This is a genomic window from Chromatiaceae bacterium (assembly GCA_024235395.1).
Classification (GTDB): domain Bacteria; phylum Pseudomonadota; class Gammaproteobacteria; order Chromatiales; family Chromatiaceae; genus Thiosocius.
In genome coordinates, this window is the sequence record JACKMK010000001.1 from 886,355 (window position 1) to 903,756 (window position 17,402).

Annotated in this window: 16 protein-coding genes; 4 read left to right on the plus strand and 12 right to left on the minus strand. The window is 63.9% G+C overall.

The window, feature by feature from the left end; translation table 11 throughout:
* Positions 1-120: 120 nt before the first annotated feature.
* From H6955_04115 to H6955_04130, 4 genes are read right to left on the minus strand one after another with little or no spacing between them, the layout of a single operon-like run.
* Positions 121-1,458 carry an ATP-binding protein gene (locus H6955_04115; GenBank protein MCP5312716.1) on the minus strand — a complete coding sequence of 446 codons (1,338 nt, stop codon included), beginning with the start codon at positions 1,456-1,458 and terminating at the stop codon, positions 121-123.
* Positions 1,455-2,120: a response regulator transcription factor gene (locus tag H6955_04120; GenBank protein ID MCP5312717.1), complete on the minus strand. Its 666-nt coding sequence runs from the start codon at positions 2,118-2,120 to the stop codon at positions 1,455-1,457. Before H6955_04120 ends, H6955_04115 begins: the two co-directional genes overlap by 4 nt.
* 1 nt (position 2,121) lies before the next feature.
* Complete coding sequence (locus tag H6955_04125) at positions 2,122-2,454, minus strand: peptidase (GenBank protein ID MCP5312718.1); 333 nt, start codon at positions 2,452-2,454, stop codon at positions 2,122-2,124.
* Positions 2,447-2,980 carry a cytochrome b/b6 domain-containing protein gene (locus tag H6955_04130; GenBank protein MCP5312719.1) on the minus strand — a complete coding sequence of 178 codons (534 nt, stop codon included), beginning with the start codon at positions 2,978-2,980 and terminating at the stop codon, positions 2,447-2,449. Before H6955_04130 ends, H6955_04125 begins: the two co-directional genes overlap by 8 nt.
* Positions 2,981-3,190: 210 nt before the next feature.
* On the opposite strand from H6955_04130, the gene H6955_04135 reads away from it, so the two are divergent.
* The 3 genes from H6955_04135 to H6955_04145 all read left to right on the plus strand — a co-directional run bounded on the left by H6955_04135 (position 3,191) and on the right by H6955_04145 (position 6,438).
* Complete coding sequence (locus H6955_04135; protein MCP5312720.1) at positions 3,191-4,075, plus strand: ABC transporter ATP-binding protein; 885 nt, start codon at positions 3,191-3,193, stop codon at positions 4,073-4,075.
* Positions 4,072-5,085: an ABC transporter permease gene (locus H6955_04140; protein ID MCP5312721.1), complete on the plus strand. Its 1,014-nt coding sequence runs from the start codon at positions 4,072-4,074 to the stop codon at positions 5,083-5,085. Before H6955_04135 ends, H6955_04140 begins: the two co-directional genes overlap by 4 nt.
* A 165-nt stretch (positions 5,086-5,250) precedes the next feature.
* On the plus strand, positions 5,251-6,438 hold the full coding sequence (locus tag H6955_04145; protein MCP5312722.1) for a hypothetical protein: 1,188 nt from the start codon (positions 5,251-5,253) through the stop codon (positions 6,436-6,438).
* A 70-nt stretch (positions 6,439-6,508) separates the two neighbouring features.
* On the opposite strand, the gene H6955_04150 is transcribed toward H6955_04145, so the two are convergent.
* Both H6955_04150 and parC read right to left on the minus strand, forming a co-directional pair.
* Positions 6,509-7,003 (minus strand): hypothetical protein, encoded by a 495-nt coding sequence (locus H6955_04150; protein MCP5312723.1) that lies wholly within the window; start codon positions 7,001-7,003, stop codon positions 6,509-6,511.
* A 55-nt stretch (positions 7,004-7,058) separates the two neighbouring features.
* Positions 7,059-9,314, minus strand: coding sequence for a DNA topoisomerase IV subunit A (parC, locus tag H6955_04155; GenBank protein ID MCP5312724.1), 2,256 nt, complete (start codon positions 9,312-9,314; stop codon positions 7,059-7,061).
* 159 nt (positions 9,315-9,473) lie between these two features.
* Here parC and H6955_04160 point away from each other — a divergent pair, with 159 nt between their 5' ends.
* The gene (locus H6955_04160) at positions 9,474-10,316 is read left to right on the plus strand and encodes an NAD-dependent protein deacetylase (GenBank protein ID MCP5312725.1); all 843 of its coding nucleotides are present in this window, start codon (positions 9,474-9,476) and stop codon (positions 10,314-10,316) included.
* On the opposite strand, the gene H6955_04165 is transcribed toward H6955_04160, so the two are convergent.
* From H6955_04165 to H6955_04190, 6 genes are all read right to left on the minus strand, one after another.
* Positions 10,313-10,954: an MBL fold metallo-hydrolase gene (locus tag H6955_04165; GenBank protein ID MCP5312726.1), complete on the minus strand. Its 642-nt coding sequence runs from the start codon at positions 10,952-10,954 to the stop codon at positions 10,313-10,315. The two genes, H6955_04160 and H6955_04165, sit on opposite strands and share 4 nt — an antisense overlap.
* A 63-nt stretch (positions 10,955-11,017) precedes the next feature.
* On the minus strand, positions 11,018-12,268 hold the full coding sequence (locus tag H6955_04170; GenBank protein ID MCP5312727.1) for an HDOD domain-containing protein: 1,251 nt from the start codon (positions 12,266-12,268) through the stop codon (positions 11,018-11,020).
* A 62-nt stretch (positions 12,269-12,330) separates the two neighbouring features.
* Positions 12,331-13,026 (minus strand): alpha/beta hydrolase, encoded by a 696-nt coding sequence (locus H6955_04175; protein MCP5312728.1) that lies wholly within the window; start codon positions 13,024-13,026, stop codon positions 12,331-12,333.
* Positions 13,027-13,070: 44 nt separating this feature from the next.
* Entirely contained in the window at positions 13,071-15,515 is a 2,445-nt protein-coding gene (locus H6955_04180; protein MCP5312729.1) for an EAL domain-containing protein, read from the minus strand.
* A 12-nt stretch (positions 15,516-15,527) separates the two neighbouring features.
* Positions 15,528-16,679 (minus strand): TonB-dependent receptor, encoded by a 1,152-nt coding sequence (locus H6955_04185; protein MCP5312730.1) that lies wholly within the window; start codon positions 16,677-16,679, stop codon positions 15,528-15,530.
* Positions 16,680-16,722: 43 nt separating this feature from the next.
* Positions 16,723-17,100 carry a hypothetical protein gene (locus H6955_04190; protein MCP5312731.1) on the minus strand — a complete coding sequence of 126 codons (378 nt, stop codon included), beginning with the start codon at positions 17,098-17,100 and terminating at the stop codon, positions 16,723-16,725.
* Positions 17,101-17,402 lie beyond the last annotated feature (302 nt).

A 17,402-nucleotide genomic window follows, 5' to 3' on the forward strand; every position in this document is an offset into this window, starting at 1 on the left:
TGCGGTCCCTGGCCGACACCGGGCCGATACTTCATCCAGTTCCCTCTGTGATTCTCAGGCTACACCGGGAAACTGAATTGACGCTGAAAAGCCGTCCGGGTTGGCCGCGCCGCGCGGTGCTCACGAACCCGCCGTCGACCGCGTTACCGGCAGTTCGACCGTGACTTCGAGCCCGCCGAGTTCGGCGGCACGCGCAAACCGGATACGGCCGTGATAGTCGTTGACCAGATCGTTGACGATCGCCAGCCCGAGACCGTGTCCGGTGGCATGCTCATCGAGCCGACCGCCCCGGCGAACCATCGCGGAGCCCTCCGCGTCTTCGACACCGGGGCCGTCGTCGGTCACGCGGATACGCATCGCCGAGTCGATGCCGATGTCCAGGCACACCCGGTGGCGGGCCCATTTGCAGGCGTTGTCCAACAGGTTGCCGAGCAATTCGAGCATATCCTCATGGTCGAATGGCAGCGCACCAGTCGGCAGTTCGCCGTTTTCGATCAGCAGGTCGCGGTCGCGATGCAGCTGGCGCAGTGCGTCGAGCAGGTCCGGTACCTGTCGCGCCGGGATGAACGGCGCCAGATCGCCGCTGCCGGCGAAGCGGGCCCGCTTGAGTTCGCGCTCGATCAGGAACCGGATGCGTTCCAGGTGATGCGCCAGCTGCTCGCGTTGGTCATCGGCAACCGGCAGCGCGTCGAGTTCGCGCGTTGCCAGGCTCAACGGCGACTTCAACGCATGGGCCAGATTGCCCAGGCCCTGGCGTGACCGCTGCAGGCGCTGCTGCAGGTGTTCGAGCAGGCGATTGACCTCCGCGGTGAGCGGACGGATCTCATCGGGCCCCATGCTCTGCAGTCCGCTACGCTCGCCGGCCGCTATCTGCCGGAGTTCAGCGCGTACCTGGTCGACCCCCTGGAAGCCGCGCCGCAGGATGTAGCGCTGACTGAGGACGATGACGACCAGGGCGAGCAGCAGGCCGACCAGCGCCATACCCTGAAAGCGCACGATCTGCTGGTGCATCGGGCTGACGTCTTCCGCTACCGTCAGGGTCAGTTCGGCATCGCCCTTGCGGTAACCCGAGGCACGCAGCATCAGCTCCTGCCCATCCGGTCCCGCCACCTTGGCGGTCCGCACGCTACCGGGCGCCACGGTGTCGACCGGCAGGTGCTCGTCCCACAGCGAGCGCGAACGGATCTGTTGGCCGTCGCCGAAGTCCAGTTGGAAATAGTGGCCAGACAACGGCTGCAGGTAGATCGGCGTGATGCGTCCGCCACGCAGACGTATATTGCCGTCCGGCGCGACCACCAAGGCGGTCAGCAGCGCCTCCGCATCGTGCTCCAGGCGCGCGCTCACATACGCCTCGCTCAAGGATTCCACCGCGGTGACCGCCGCCCAAAACAGCACGCCGAACACCGCCAGCAGCGCGATGGCGAGCCCGACCACGAAGCGCTGCTCCAGTGACTTCATCTGCCACCCCGAAACACATAGCCCTGGCCGCGACGGGTCTCGATCAGTTCGCGGCCCAGTTTTTCCCGCAGGCGCCTGATATAGACCTCGAGCACGTTGCTGTCCCGGTCCTGGTCACCTTCGTACAGATGATCGGTGAGCCGCGTCTTCGAGAGCAGGCGATCGGGATGCATCATCAGGTAGCGCAGCAGGCGGAACTCCGTCGCGGTCAATTCCAGTTCGACGCCGTCCGTGCGCCGCACCCGCTGGCGTTCCTCGTCGAGTTGCAGTCCACCGACCACGAGTTCCGCGTTGGCACGCCCGGCGCTGCGCCTCAGCAGCGCCTGCAATCTGGCAACCAGCTCCTCGATGTGGAACGGTTTGCCAAGATAGTCGTCGGCGCCGGCCTTCAACCCCGTCACCCGATCGCTCCACGCATCACGCGCGGTCAGGATCAGTACCGGCGTTTCGAGTCCTGCACGTCGCCAGGCGCTCAGCACCTCCAGCCCGGGCCGACCCGGGAGACCGAGGTCGAGGATGATGGCATCGAACAGCTGTTCATGCCCCAGGTACTCGGCGTCGATCCCGTTGTCGGCGGTATCGACTGCGTAACCGGCACGACGCAGATCGGTGGCGATGCCCTCGGCGAGGTCCGCATCGTCCTCGACCAGCAGGATATGCAAATCAGTCCTCCTTGGCGTCCCCGAGCGGCTGCCCGCCCACAGCATCGAATTCGCGTTTGTAGACGCGGCCCGTCGAATCAAGCAGTTCCAGCTCGTAAACCAGGCGGCCGTGCTCGCGTTCGAGATCGGCCTCGATCACCCGGTGTCCGGCCAGCGATGGATGGCGCAGGACCTCGGTCAGCGGCATGACGTCGCCACGCTCACGCAAGGTGCGCACCTCATCGTGATCGTCGCTTGCGCCGACCGGCGCGCTACCGGTAAACAGCACGCCGCCCGCGATGAACACCAGGGCCACGAACACCCATGCCAGACGGAATCCGTATTGCTCAGACATCGGCGCTACTCCTCGGCTTGTTGCCGGTCAACATCGCACGCACCAGGTTCTCGCGGTGCAAAAGGCTGGACACGACGACGCCACTGACATGGATCACGACCAGCAGCAACGTGAAATTGGCGGATCCTTCGTGGATCTCCTCCCAGGTCTCCTTCCCCGCACCGTCGATCAGCACGCCGCTCACACCGGTGCCCAACAGACCGATCAGTAACACGATCACCATCCAACCACCAGCGGGATTGTGACCGAGATAGCGCCGCGCGTTGCCGGTCATCAGTGATTTCAGATAGTCCAGGGTGCGACTCGGGCGGAACACGAAATCGCTGAACCGGGCATGCCGCGTTCCTACCAGTCCCCATATCGCGCGCAATCCGATCAACACGAGGATGAAGTATCCCGCGCGTTCGTGTAACCAGGCCCGCTCGTCCCCCGTCGCCCAGGCCAGCGCATACGACAGCACCAGCGACCAGTGGAACACGCGCACGAAAGGGTCCCAGACCCTCACGGTACCATCGTTGCGTTGCATAACTTCTCCTTGCATTATCGAACCTCGATCGTCAATCGCGAGTCCGGCGCGGACGCATGTCGGCGCCCAGTACACGGCTGGTCGGCCCCTCGCATGAAACCAAGGTTAACGATGCCAGCTGAAACCAAACTGAATGCCTTTGCCCGCGGTTCAAGGGGATACGCGTCGCTGGCGACACGGCGCTGCACCGGCGGGTACCGCTGAACGGCCATGCCGGCACTGCTGCAGATCGAGGACCTGGTCAAGTCGTATCCCGGGGTACGGGCGGTCGACGGCATCGGTTTCGATGTCGATGCCGGCACCTGCTTCGGCCTGCTCGGTCCCAACGGGGCCGGCAAGACCACGACCCTGGAGATACTCGAGGGGATCACCGAGGCCGACGCCGGCCGAATCCTGTTTCGGGGCGCGCCACGCGATGCGCGCTATCGCGAGGTGATCGGAATTCAGTTTCAGCACACGGCGCTGCAGGATTTCCAGACGGTGCGCGATTCGCTGCAGCTGTTCGCGAGTTTCTATCCCAGACACCGGCCGTTCGACGAGCTGGTCGCCTTGTGTGAACTGCACGAACTGCTGGACCGCGACACCAGCAAGCTCTCCGGCGGTCAGCGGCAACGCCTGCTTCTGGCGATAGCGCTGATCAACGACCCCGACCTGGTATTCCTCGACGAACCCACGACCGGTCTCGATCCGCAGTCCCGTCGCAGATTCTGGGATCTGATCGAAGGCATCAAGCATGAGGGCAAGACGATCCTGTTGACGACGCATTACATGGAGGAAGCCAGTGTGCTGTGCGACGAGATCGCAGTGATCGATCGCGGCCGGATCGTTGCGCAGGGGCAACCGCGACGGCTGCTTCGCCAACACTTCCCCCGGGCCCTGGTGAAGGTGCCGCTGCACGCATTGCCCGACCCCGGGCACCTGCCCGAGGGATTCGAATCCCGTGCCGGGTTCGCCGTGGCCGCGACCGACGATATCGACGGTACCCTGAATGAACTCGGGCGGCATTCGATTGCCCTCGAGGAGTTGCACATCGGCACACCGACGCTCGACGACCTGTTTCTGAAGCTCACCGGTCACGGGTTGCGGGAGCCATGAATCTGCAGCGCATCGTCGCCGTCGTGGTCGCCCGCAACCGCGAGTTCTACCGCGACAAGGCCGGCCTCGGATGGAATCTGTTCATGCCAATGGTGATGGTGCTCGGTTTCGCGTTCATCTTCAGCAATCCGGACGAAACCCTGTACAAGGTCGGGGTCATCGGCGAAACGGCGGCGAACCGCCCGGTGTTCCTCGATACCCGGCACATCCAGTTCATCGCGCAGCAGGATCTCACCGCCGCGATCGACAAGGTGCGATATCACCGCATCGACCTGCTGATCGACCTGCGTGGGACGCCGCGCTACTGGGTCAATGAAGGCTCGGCCCGCGGCTACCTGGTGGAACGGTTGCTGTTGAACAGCGCCGCACCGTCGCCGACCGGGCTGCAGCGCGCGACCGTCAGCGGGCGCGCGGTTCGTTATGTCGACTGGGTGTTGCCCGGCGTCCTGGCAATCAATGTCATGTTCAGCAGTCTCTGGGGGGTCGGCTGGGTGATCGTGCGCTACCGCAAGAATGGCGTTCTTCGTCGTTTGCGGGCCACACCACTGACCGCCAGCGAGTTTCTGGTCGCACAGATCATCTCGCGCCTGCTGGTCGTGGTCTCGGTGACCCTGCTGGTTTTCGTCGTCACCGACCTGCTGCTCGATTTCCCGATGCGCGGTTCCTACTTCGCGTTGTTCCTGGTGTTGCTGGCCGGCGCGATCGCCCTGATCAGCCTCGGCCTGACGGTTTCCGCCCGGGTACGCAGCGAGGAGCTGGCCGACGGTCTGCTCAACCTGATGTCGTGGCCGATGATGATCCTGTCCGGCGTCTGGTTCTCGCTGGAAGGCACCAATGTCTGGGCGCAGCGGATCGCCGAACTGCTGCCGCTGACGCACATGGTCGAGGCCGCGCGCCGCGTGATGCTCGACGGCGCCGGGATACGCGAGGTCGCCCCGGAGATCGGTCTGCTGCTCGCCCTCGGGGCCCTGCTACTTGCCGGATCGTCGCGTGCATTCCGCTGGCAATGAGCCGTTCATGGATCTGCGGGGCGCGTCGCAAATCCGCGAAACAGTATTGAGATTCTGTTTCAAATAATTGAACCCATTAACTTTGTCGCATCTCGCAGTTGCCAGACTCCGGGGGCAAAGTTATATTAGCAATTTCTAATTATATCGAATCATAGGTAGTGAGTGATGATTCGGATCCGCTCTGAAGATCGTTACAGTCCGCTGCACTTCCTGGCCGCCTTGGGTGCCGGGGGCGCGGCGGTGACCTTCTATGTCCAACTGATGTTTCTGGTCGAACACCCGGACGCCCCGGTCGTGACCATCGACCACGTCTGGCCGATTCTGCGCGAGGGCAATCCCCTGGCCGGCCTGCTAGCCGGTCTCGCGCTGTTGGCGATGCTGGGGTTCGCCGCGATCCACGTGCGACTGCTGGTGTGGAACCTGCTGCAGTGGCTGCGCTGCCGCCATACCGCCGCGTGGCGGGCACTGCTCGACAGCCACGCGGCCACCGGCCTGATGGCGATTCCGCTGACCCTGGCGATGACGGTCAACGTCACGTTCCTGACGGCCATGGTGCTGGTGCCCGGCCTCTGGCGAGACATCGAGGCGTTGTTTCCGTTCGCCCTGCTGGCGTTGTTCTCGATCGGGGTGTACGCCCTGTACCGCTACGCCCACATCATCGTGCATCTCGTGCGCACCGACCGGTTCGCGGCACTGACCAGCCATAGCCTGAATCACATGACGGCGGTGTTCGCCTTTGCGATGGTCGCGATGGGACTGGCGGCACCCGGCTGCATGAGCGAGCAGGCCTACTCGAGTGCGATCGGCCGCTACGGCAGCCTGACCTTTGCCGGCATCGCATTGTCGTTGGGCATATTGCACCTGGCATTCGCGCTGCGCGCCCTGCTGGCCGGCAGGGTCGGGGTGGTCGCGAGCCCGGGGCTGTGGGTCGCGATCCCGGTTCTGACCCTGTTGGGCATCGTCGCGATCCGCAACCGACTCGGGCCACTGCAGGGATTCGACGATGCACTGCTGCAGGACGATCTACTGGTGCTCACGGGGATCGTGCTGATCGTTCAGCTGGCGTTCGGTGCCCTGGGCTACCGCGTCATGAAAAGGCTCGGATACTTCCGCGACTACCTGCACGGCGAACAACGTCACCCGGGCAGCTATGCGCTGATCTGCCCGGGCATCGCCTTGTTCGTGTTCGGCATGTACTTCATCAGCTACGGGCTGGTCAAAACCGGCGTCGTCGAGGCCTTTTCGGCCGTGCATATATCGCTGCTGGCGACACTGACCCTGTTGCAGTGGAAAACGTTGGCGACGTTGTTTCGGCTCAACAGCCGCCTGCTCGGCAGCCCACTTGCCGCCTAGATCGCCGGCGCACGCCCTGCGCGGCGTGCGCCGCGCGCGCATGCGGTTGCGGAGCTGACGACGCGGGTCGTCAGCGACCCATCTCGGAACGCAGCTTGTCGGCCGCGTCCTGGGCGCCTTTTTTCAACGTATCGACCGCCTTTTTGCCGAGCCGCCGTTGTTCCGCATTCACCAGGCGCAGCAGGTCCCGGTCGCTCAGCGGCTGGCCGTTGTGCGTCATCTTGAACGGCAGCGTGGCGTAGGCGCTCAATGGATCGGCCAGCGTGATCGCGGTGTCGTCGAGTGCCTCGTATTCATAGTGACAGGCGGCGGTCGACGCCGTCCGGCCACCGCTGTTGTCCAGCACATCGAAGGTCAGTGCGGTCACCGCGTACTCGGGCCGGTAGAAGCTGTTTTCGTTGCCAGTCCATTCGATCGATGCGGCACCGGGGTGGAGCGCTGTCGCCAGGTTCTTGCACAGGCTCACGCGCACGTCCTCGGTCGAGCCCGAACACCCCGTCAGGCCGCCGAGCGCGGCGAGCACACACGCGAGCGAAGTCCAGTTCGTCATAGTGGATGATCTCATCGTCTGTTTCCGTTTCAGTTGTCGAAAATCGGTCGGCGCCCTCCTGTGGGCCCGGTCACTCCTCGAGCGCGATGCTGTCGACCTTCTGGAAACCGCGCGGCAGCTTGTTGCCGCGTCGGCCGCGCTCGCCTTCGTAGGCATTCAGGTCGGCCGCACGCAGGATCAGATAACGCTTGCCCGAGTTCAGGCGCACCCTTGCGCCATCCGGTACCGCCAGGATGTCGACGACGTACTCGCTCCGTTCGGCGACCGCCTTGGGCGGGACGCCGATGATCTTGTTGCCCTTGCCGCGGGTCAACTCCGGCAGGTCCGCAGCGGGGATCACCAGCATGCGACCCTCGCTCGTCACCGCGACCAGCCGGTCGGTGGCCGCATCGTCGATGGGCGAGGGTTTGAGCACACGCGCGCCGGCCGGCAGACTAAGTACCGCCTTGCCGGCCTTCTTGTTGGCAACCAGGTCCTTGGCCTGCACCCGGAAACCGTAACCGGCATCCGAGGCAAGCAGCCACCAGCGCTCCGGGTCGCCGCCCAACGCGGCGACAAACGCGTGTCCGCTGGGCGGGTTGAATCGTCCGGTCAGCGGTTCGCCCTGTCCACGCGCCGACGGCAGGGTATGCGCCGCGAGCGAGTAACTGCGGCCCGCCGAATCAATGAAGATCGCGAGCTGATTGCTGCGCAGCCGTACCGCCTGGCGGAAACCGTCACCGGCCTTGTAGTTCAGCTCCAGCGGATTGATATCGTGGCCCTTGGCCGCACGCACCCAGCCCTTTTCGGAAAGCACCACGGTCGCCGGCTCGCTCGGCGTGAGTTCCGCCTCGTCCATCGCCTCGGCTGCCTCCCGTTCGACGATCGGCGAGCGTCGCTCGTCTCCGTACTTCTCCGCGTCTGCGGTGATCTCCTTGCGCACCAGCGTCTTGAGCCGCTGCTTCGACGCCAGTGTCTTCTGCAGATCGTCGCGCTCCTTGCTCAGTTCCTTCTGCTCGTCGCGGATCTTCATCTCTTCGAGGCGAGCCAGGTGCCGCAGCTTGGTATCGAGGATGTAGTCCGCCTGGGCCTCGCTGAGCGAAAACCGCCGCATCAGCACCGGCCTAGGCTCGTCCTCGCTGCGGATGATGCGGATCACCTCGTCCAGATTGAGGAACGCGACCAGCAGGCCTTCCAACAGGTGCAGGCGTTCGAGTACCTTGTCAAGGCGGAACTGCAGCCGCCGCCGCACCGTCTCGAAGCGGAAATCCAGCCACTCGCTGAGGATGCTGCGCAGGTCTTTGACCGCCGGCCGACCGTTCAGGCCGATCAGGTTCAGGTTGATCCGGTAGCTACGCTCCAGATCCGTGGTCGCGAACAGGTGCGACATGACCCGTTCCACGTCGACCCGGTTGGAGCGCGGCACTATCACCAGGCGGGTCGGGTTCTCGTGATCCGACTCGTCGCGCAGGTCTTCGATCCACGGCAGCTTCTTGGCCTGCATCTGTCCGGCGATCTGTTCGAGCACACGCGCCCCGGACACCTGGTAGGGCAACGCGGTGATCACCATCGCACCCTGGTCCTTGTGCCAGCGTGCGCGCATGCGCAGCGAACCCAGACCCTGCTCGTACACCTTTCGCAGTTCGCTGCGCGGGGTGATGATCTCGGCCTCGGTCGGGAAATCGGGGCCTGGTACGTGCTCACACAGGTCGGCGAGACTCGCCTTGGGGTCTTCGATCAGCCGGATGCAGGCCGTCGCCACCTCGCGCAGATTGTGCGGCGGAACGTCGGTCGCCATGCCGACCGCGATGCCGGTCGCACCATTGAGCAACACGTTCGGCAGGCGCGCCGGCAGCATCACCGGTTCGCTCAGCGTGCCGTCGAAGTTCGCCTGCCATTCGACCGTGCCCTGCCCCAGTTCGGACAACAACACCTGCGCATAGGGCGTCAGGCGCGCCTCGGTATAGCGCATGGCCGCGAACGACTTCGGATCGTCCGGCGACCCCCAGTTGCCCTGCCCATCGACCAGCGGATACCTGTACGAAAAGTCCTGGGCCATCAGCACCATGGCTTCGTAGCACGCCGAGTCGCCATGGGGATGGTATTTGCCGAGTACGTCACCGACGGTACGTGCCGATTTCTTGTGCTTGGAGGCTGCCGACAGTCCGAGTTCGGACATTGCGTACACGATGCGTCGCTGAACCGGCTTGAGGCCATCGCCGATGAACGGCAGGGCGCGGTCGAGAATGACGTACATCGAATAATCGAGATAGGCCTTCTCGGTGAAGCGGCGAAGTGGTTGCTGTTCGACGCCTTCGGCGTTGTATTGCGTTGGTTCCTGGTCCATCGGGCCATCAGAAGGTTACTGCGGAGGCGCAGATTCTACACTGCCCGCGGCGGCTTGACGGCGCTCGTCGGCCGGCCGTGCGGGTCCTGGACGTGACCCGGGCCCGGCCGTGGCGCACCGGGTTTATCATTCCGAAAAACCAGCCGCGAAGCCCCGGGGATGCCGACCGACGATGAATTGCCAGCGCTGCAGGCGTTTCTAGACGCCCACCCGCGCCTGTTCGTATTGACCGGCGCCGGGGTGAGCATCGCCTCGGGGATTCCCGGTTACCGCGACCTGGACGGCGCCTGGCAGCGACCACCACCGGTTCAATACCGCGACTACCTCGATCATGCGCATACGCGGCGCCGATTCTGGGCGCGCAGCCTGGCCGGCTGGCGCTGGTTTTCGCAGGCGCGGCCGAATGCCGGGCATACCGCACTCGCCGCATGGGAGGCGGCGGGACGCATCAGCCAGCTGACCACGCAGAACGTCGACCGCCTGCACCAGGCAGCCGGTTCACGCAAGGTCATCGATCTGCACGGGCGGCTCGACCAGGTCGTCTGTCTCGACTGCGGCACGCATCACGCGCGCGCGGCCATCCAGCACCGTCTCGTTGAACTCAACCCGGCCTGCGAGGCAGGCCCCGCAACGATCGCGCCCGACGGCGATGCCGAGTTGGACACCGCCGGACTGGACGATTTCGCGGTACCCGATTGTCCGTCATGCGGCGGCCTGTTGAAGCCGGACGTGGTGTTCTTCGGCGAGCAGATCCCACACGCGCGGGTGGAGGGGGCGGTACAGGCATTGCTCGAGGCCGACGCACTGCTGGTGATCGGCTCGTCGTTGATGGTGTATTCGGGTTACCGGTTCTGCCGTCTGGCCGCCGAGCATCGGATCCCGAGTGCGGCGATCAACCTCGGTCGGACACGCGCCGACGACCTGCTGGGGTTGAAGGTGTCGGCACGCTTCGAAGACCTGATCGACCGGCTGAACGTCACCGCTGGACCCGGTCCCGGCTAGCCGTAGCCACCCTGCAGGAACGGATTGTGTGCCCTCTCCTCGCCCACGGTGGTGACCGGGCCGTGACCCGGTAGCAGCGTGACGTCATCGCCCAGTGACCAGATACGTTCGCGAATCGACGTCAGCAGCGCCTGCAGGTCGCCGCGCGGAAAGTCGGTACGCCCGATCGAACCCTGGAAGATCACATCGCCCACCATCGCGACCCTGTCCACGGGATGGAAAAAGATCACGTGGCCCGGCGTATGTCCGGGACAATGGCGCACCTGCAGGCGCTGCTCGCCGAACTCCACGGTGTCGCCGTCGACCAGCCAGCGGTCGGGTACGAATGCCTCGCTGGGGGGAAATCCGAACTGTCGACACCATTCGGGCAGGCTGTCGAGCAGGAACCGGTCGGCCTCCTGCGGTCCCTCGATCGGCAACGCCAGCGCCTCGGCCAGCTGCGCGACCGCGCCCACATGGTCGAAATGGCCGTGCGTGACGAAGATCTTTTGCAGACTGACCTCCGCATCTCGGACGGCCGCGAGGATTCGATCGGGATCTCCACCGGGATCGACCAACGCGGCCTTGCCGGTTGTCGGGCAGCACAAGAGCGAGCAGTTCTGCTCGAAGCTGGTGACCGGGATGATGCGGATCTGCATGCCGGCAAGCCTAACCCGAGCCATGCGTGATGGGCAAAAAGCTAGTGTCGTGGACGGACCGGGTCAGCCGCGCAGCAGGCTACGCATCTCGTCGATCTGTTCCTTCGCGGCGTGCATTATCTCGATGCTGCGTTCGGGCGAGGCATCGTCGCCAAGCACGCGCCGAACCGCGGCGATCGATTCCCAGTCCGGCAGCGACTTCAGCTGCTGCTTGCGCAGTCGTTCGTGCACCTGGGCAACGATCAACAGATCGGTATAGTCCGTTTCGCCGTTGTGCTTGCGCCGCCAGCGCTCGGCATCGCGTGCCGCGGCGATCATCGCCGGTGTGAACTTCCACTCGCGCAGGATCATGGCGCCCAGTTCGCCGCGCATCCGCTCGATCGTGAGTTCGAGTTCGTCCTCGTCTTCCGCGAGCTGCGGAAACTGTTCGACGTAGTTGAGGATCGCGATCGCGCCGACATCGTGTACCAGGCCGATCAGCAATGCCTCCTCGGCGGACAGTCGCCGGACTTCGCGTGCCAGTACGAAACACAATGCGGCAACCTGGGCGCTGTGCTTCCACAATACGTGCATGCGCTTCTGGATCGCCGCATCCTTGCTTTGAAAGACCTCCTTCAGCGCAAAGGTCATCACCAATTGCTTCGTTGTCTGCATGCCGAGCCGAACCACGGCGGCAGAGCAGGTCTCGACCGCGCCGAGTCCTGCATACAGTGCGCTGTTGGCCGCCTTGACCAGCTTGGCGGCCATCGCCGGGTCGGTCTCGACCAGGCGCGCCACATCGCGCGCATCGCTGGAGTCGTCCTCGATGGCCCGACGGATGCGCAGCGCCAGGTCAGGCAGACTCGGAAGTATCGCCTTGTCCTTCTTGAGATCGCGGTACAGCTGGAAGCTGAGCTTCGACTCGAGTTCGCGGCGCTGCTCTTCCTCCTGGCTCTCGACCTGGATTCCGTTCGGGTCGGCCACCCGTCCTTCGCAGCCGGCAGCACTCAGCACGATGTCCGGGATGCGGATACCTTTGACATGGGTGAGTGCGGTGATCTCGAAGATCCGCGGACGCAGATTCGAGACCGGATGACGGCGCGATTCGGCATCGATCTCGAGTGTCTTGGAAAAACCGTCTGCGGCCTCCAGCGAGATCTCGCCCTCGTTCAGGAAATAGGTATAGCCATCGTCGCTGCCGCGTTCCACCAGTACCGTACCCTGACGGACATATACCGGCTCGATCGCCTCGGAAACGACCTCGAGTTGCCATGGTGGCAACTCTGCGAGCATATCGATGTGCTGCAGGACAGCGGGATTGGAAAAACTGGTCATGCCTCGTTAGCGGCACATCGTGCTAGGGGTTTAGCGCCTAAACCGGGTCAGGCGGCGGGGCCTCAATCGCCCCGGAAGCGGAACCGGGTCTGGAGTCTGCCCTCGAACAGCGCCTCGACCGCAATGGTCCCCGGCCCCCGGGTGACCACGAAACCGGGCTGCTGTTCAGGCATGTGCTCGCTGAGCCTCAGCGAGGCCGGGTAGACAATGCTCATCGACAGGTGCAAGGGGTAATAACCATCCAGGAAGCGCCGCATGAAGGGCCCGTTCTGCAGTTCGTAGATGCCCTGGTCGAGCGCGTGGAGTGCGCGGCTCTCGGCACGCAGGCAGACCTCGGAATCGGCCCGGATCCCACGCAACTGGACGCTGCTGCCATCAGGGAATGCCTCGTCCATGTTGCGGAAACGGATCACCTGCAGGTTGCGCGAAGCCGTGGGCCGGAACAGGATCTGTGCGGCCGGCACCTGGTCCAGGTTGAGATGGCACTGCTCCATGGTCACCCATCCGTCGATCAGTGACCGCTCGGTGATTGCTATGTGGTTCTGGTGATGGTGTACGGGCGTGTCGGCCGCCGACAAGAACGTCAGCTCGCCTTCGTTGACCGCAGCGATGCGCGCGCGCACGCGTTCTTGTTCGTCCACCCAGTCGGGCCAGTCGTCGGTCTCGGCGCTGCCCGCGAATGCAACGAGCGGGAACAGCAGACCGAGTATCGCGGCTGCACGGCGGCCAGGGGAGACAAGACGGGTGTCGGGTCGCATTCGACAAGCATAGCCAAACGGGTGTCGTCCGCGAGCGTCGGTGTTCAGGCCACGCCGGCCATCTCCGGCGCGGGACGCCCGATGTGGTAGCCCTGGGCGAAATCCACGCCGAACTGCTCGAGCAGCCGAAGGGTCGCCGCGTCTTCGACAAACTCCGCCACCGTTGTCTTGCCAAGTCCCTTGGCAACGTCCGTCAACGCCTTTACGAACAGCTGGTCATCGGCACTGTGGGCCAACTGCTGGATGAAGGCCCCGTCGATCTTGACGATGTCCACGGGCAGCTGTTTCAGGTAGGCGAACGACGAGAAGCCGCTGCCGAAGTCGTCCAGCGCGAAGCGGCAACCGAGCGCCTTGATCTCGCGCATGAACGCGATCGCGTCCTGGACATTGGCGACCGCCGCAGTCTCGGTGATCTCCACGATCAGGCGCGAGGGATTGATGCCGCTGTTCTGCAGTTCCTGGTGAAACCATTCCAGCAGTGAAGGATCATCGAGCACCCGGCCTGACAGATTGACCGACAGAGACAGACCGGCCACTGCCTTGACCCGCTCGATCGCCTTGCGGATCACCCAGCGATCGATCTCATGGATCTGTCCGGACTGTTCGGCGACTGGAATGAAGTTGTCCGGGAAGACCAGCCGCCCCGCGTTGTCGCGCATCCGCACCAGAGTCTCGAAGCGCGTGACGCGTTTCGCTTTGATGTCGTAGATCGGCTGGTAGTGCAGTTCGAATGCGTCATCCAGCAACGCCTGGGAGATCCGCTCGCGCCATTTCGCCCGGGTCGCCAGCAGCTCCTTCGCCAGCTCGTCACGCGAGTACATATGCCAGCGGCCTGCACCCGATTCCTTGGCCTGGTACATGGCCATGTCGGCATTGGCCAGCAGTTCGTTCAGGTCGCCTCCATGATCCGGGAACAGCGTGATGCCGATACTGCAGCTGATCTTGTGTGGACGGCCGTTCGACGAAAACTCCACCTGTCTCAGGTCGTGCTGCAGTTTGTTGGCCATGAAGATGGCCTCCTCGGCGCCGGCCTCCGGCAACACCAGGGCGAATTCGTCACCACCCAGACGCGCCAGCACGTCGGTATGGCGAACGGCGTCGCGCAGGCTGCTGGCGACCAGCAACAACAGTGCGTCGCCGGCCTGATGACCGCTGAGATCGTTGACGTACTTGAACTGGTCGAGATCGAGAAACAGCAAGGCGCCCGTGCGTTGGTAACGAATACTGAGCGCGAGTATGCGATCGAACACCTCTTGAAACCGTCGCCGGTTGTACAGATTGGTCAGCGGGTCGTGGTCGGCCAGCCAGATGAGATTCTGTTCAGCCTCGAGTCGCGCACCCAGCGCACTCTCGAGATCATCCGACAGGCTGCGGACCGAATCGACGACGACATCGATCTCATCCTCGACCAGATTGTTGCGGCGCGGCGGCAGCGCCTCGTGCAACGCCGGAAAGTTGTTGCGGGCAAGCGCCGGGAGGGCGGACGCGAGCTGCCGGATACGCCGCATCGGCTTCCACAGGAAGGCCAGCAGGATGGTTCCGGTCACCAACAGCCCGACGACGCCGGTCGTGACGATTGCGCGGTTGGCCGCACCGAGTTGGGCGATGTCCTCGGTGATCGGATTGATCACCAGGAAGGAGGTGTCCTCGCCGGCCGCGTCATCGTGGCCCAGCAGGCAGGAGAACCACTGGTCCCCCAGTTGGATGTAGCGCGCCTCGTGACGCAGTTCTTCGAGGGTGTCCCGCTGCTGCAACGCACCGAGTATGCGCAGCGTCATGTCCGGATGACTCAGCGCCGGCACGTCCACCGACCATCTCGCGAGGTGGCGACTGCCACCGACGGACGCCGTCGCCGACGCAGTCGGGCGCGCGACCAATACCGCGACTTCCGAGCCAGACAGGCGCTGAAACGCCAGGATGCCGTCAGCGACCGAACGGCTGACCACCAAGACACCGCCACGCAGCCGACCGTCCAGCTGCGGTACCGCGAGGGTCAATACGCATTCGCCTGTGCAGTCGATGCGGCCGGCGGGCGCATCCGTTTCAGCGGCACGCCTCGCAAGCGCACTGCGCAAGCCCTGTTCGGCGGCGCTCGGCCAGGAGTACACCAGCAACCGATTGGCGTCGTAGAAGGCCAGCGATTCGATGCCCCATTCGAGACCCAGCAAGGCGCTGTGCCGTTCGAGGATCGACCGCAGGTACGCCGCGCCCTTGGCATCTTTCGCGTCGCTGCTCAACTGCGGGATAAAGCCGGCAAGGCTGTTGAGTTGTTCGTAGTCGCGTTGCAGCAGGCCGGAAATCGTGCGTTGCTGCTGCCGCAGCAGATCAAGGTTCTGCTGATTGAACTGGCGGTTGGACTGGTGATACGCGACAAGTGTGATCAGCGTGTTGACGACGATCAGCACCAGGCTGACGATCAGCCCGACCTTCCACTTGAGGCTGACGAACCGCGCACGCGCCGACTCCTGGCTACTCGGAGCGGCATTCATCCCACGCCACCCTCAGAATCGGTAGGATGCGAGCAACGAAAGCATCTCCCAGTCCTTGACGGTGGCTGGCGGGACCGGGTTTTCGCGACTGGACAAAGTCCATGTCCCCTCGGTCCATTGGTATTCGGCGCGCAACATGAAATTCGGCGTAACATCCCAGCGGAGCCCGATCATCCAGTCTTTCTGGAAAAAGCCGTAAGGTGGAACCAGTCCACCGGTGAGGGCCGACTGTCGTGTCCCATCCCGGCTGTCTTTGTCAGCGTATCCCTCCGCAAACCGCGCGATCAGTTCCAGATCGCTGCGCAGCAGGTAACTCCCTTGCAGGTAATATCCCCGCACCGTGCCATCGCGGTTATCGACAGCGGGACCGAAATTCTTGAATTCGACCGGCTCCTGCATGAATTCGGCGGTCAGGCTCCAGCGCTCGGCATTGTATTGGGCCGACGCGATCCAATAGAAAAGATCGATCTCCCCGCTGCCGAATGGATCGCCCGTGTCGCGCCTGTAGGTCAGCGCGGATTTGGCACCGCTGAGCGCCAACCGCCAACGCGCATCCGGCGTCTCATACGCGACCCGACCGATCACCGACAGGCCATCCGCGTCCATCTCGCCACCGAAATCGGCGCCCAGGAACGTCACCTCGACATTCTCGTCCACCGGTGTCCGTCCGAGCCCCAGGTTCAGCGACCAATTGCCGGCGTCGGTGTAAAAACGACTGTAGAGATGCACGCCGTCCGACGACAGGATCAGGTTGCGGACGCGATCGAAATAGATCTGTTGCGGCAGGAAGATGCTCGGACGGGTGAACGCCACATCGCGCGTGTCGTTGTACAGCCCCAGCGGGTTTTTGGCCCGCCCCAACATGACGCCGTAGGTATGCGCCGGTGTGTCTGACAGGGTCCAGTCGACCAACGCGAAATCGATGGTGGGCGAACCGTCATACATCTCCCCGGCGCGACGCGACAGCAGCTGGCCCGCCAGACGCACGTTCGCGGCCGCCTTGTACGACGCGTTGACGCCCAGTTCGGTGAACTCGAAGCTGCCGTCTTCGCTGTCGCCGAAAAAGCTGTTGTCGCTGGTGTGTACGAACCCCTGCGTGGCGAATCCGTGCAGTTGCAGATCGCTTTGCCATCCCTCTGCGTGACCTGACTCACAGGCCACCAGCAAGCCGACCGCCGCCACCCAGGCACGCCCGCGACGCACGCGATCAACGAATATCGAGAACTTTAACGGTGTCATCGATCATCTCGTCGGAAAGGTATCCAATCGCGCCCGGCGTAGCCGCCACTCTCGCGCGCATCTCGGTTTCGTCAGTCACCACCTCGGGTACTTCACCGGTACCCGAATACAACTGGCGATCCCAGGTTCGCCGCAACTGACGTGGGTAGAGGCTCAGACTGTCCTTGCTGAAGGCGCGGTGAACACCGTTGTCATCCGGCAGGACGAAGACGCGCACCGGGGTGCCGTTCGGCCATTGACCGAGCTGCATGCTGAACATCAGCCGCGTCGTATTCAGGGTGACGTGGTCGGCATCGACAGAGGGATGCGCGACCAGCACGGGGGCCGCCAATGCGGGCGAAACCATACACAATGGGAAAAGACAGTTGGCGACGATTCGCGCCACCGATTTTGAAACGGGTTTACGCACGCAGCGTTTCAGCGGATGGTCCGTCTCACCCCCACCGGTGACAACAAGTGCATATCCGCCGACGGCTCAAGATGCATCTCCGAACTGATCACACCGGTACTCCCTGGGACTGGCTGCTTTGAGTCTCAAGGCATGAGTTTAGGCGAAGCCGCGCGAACCACAACGGCATCCGGGGCAGTCGATCGAAACCAACCCGTCGGCGAGCCCCCGGGCACCGCTGAATCCGCGCGGGCGCCTGG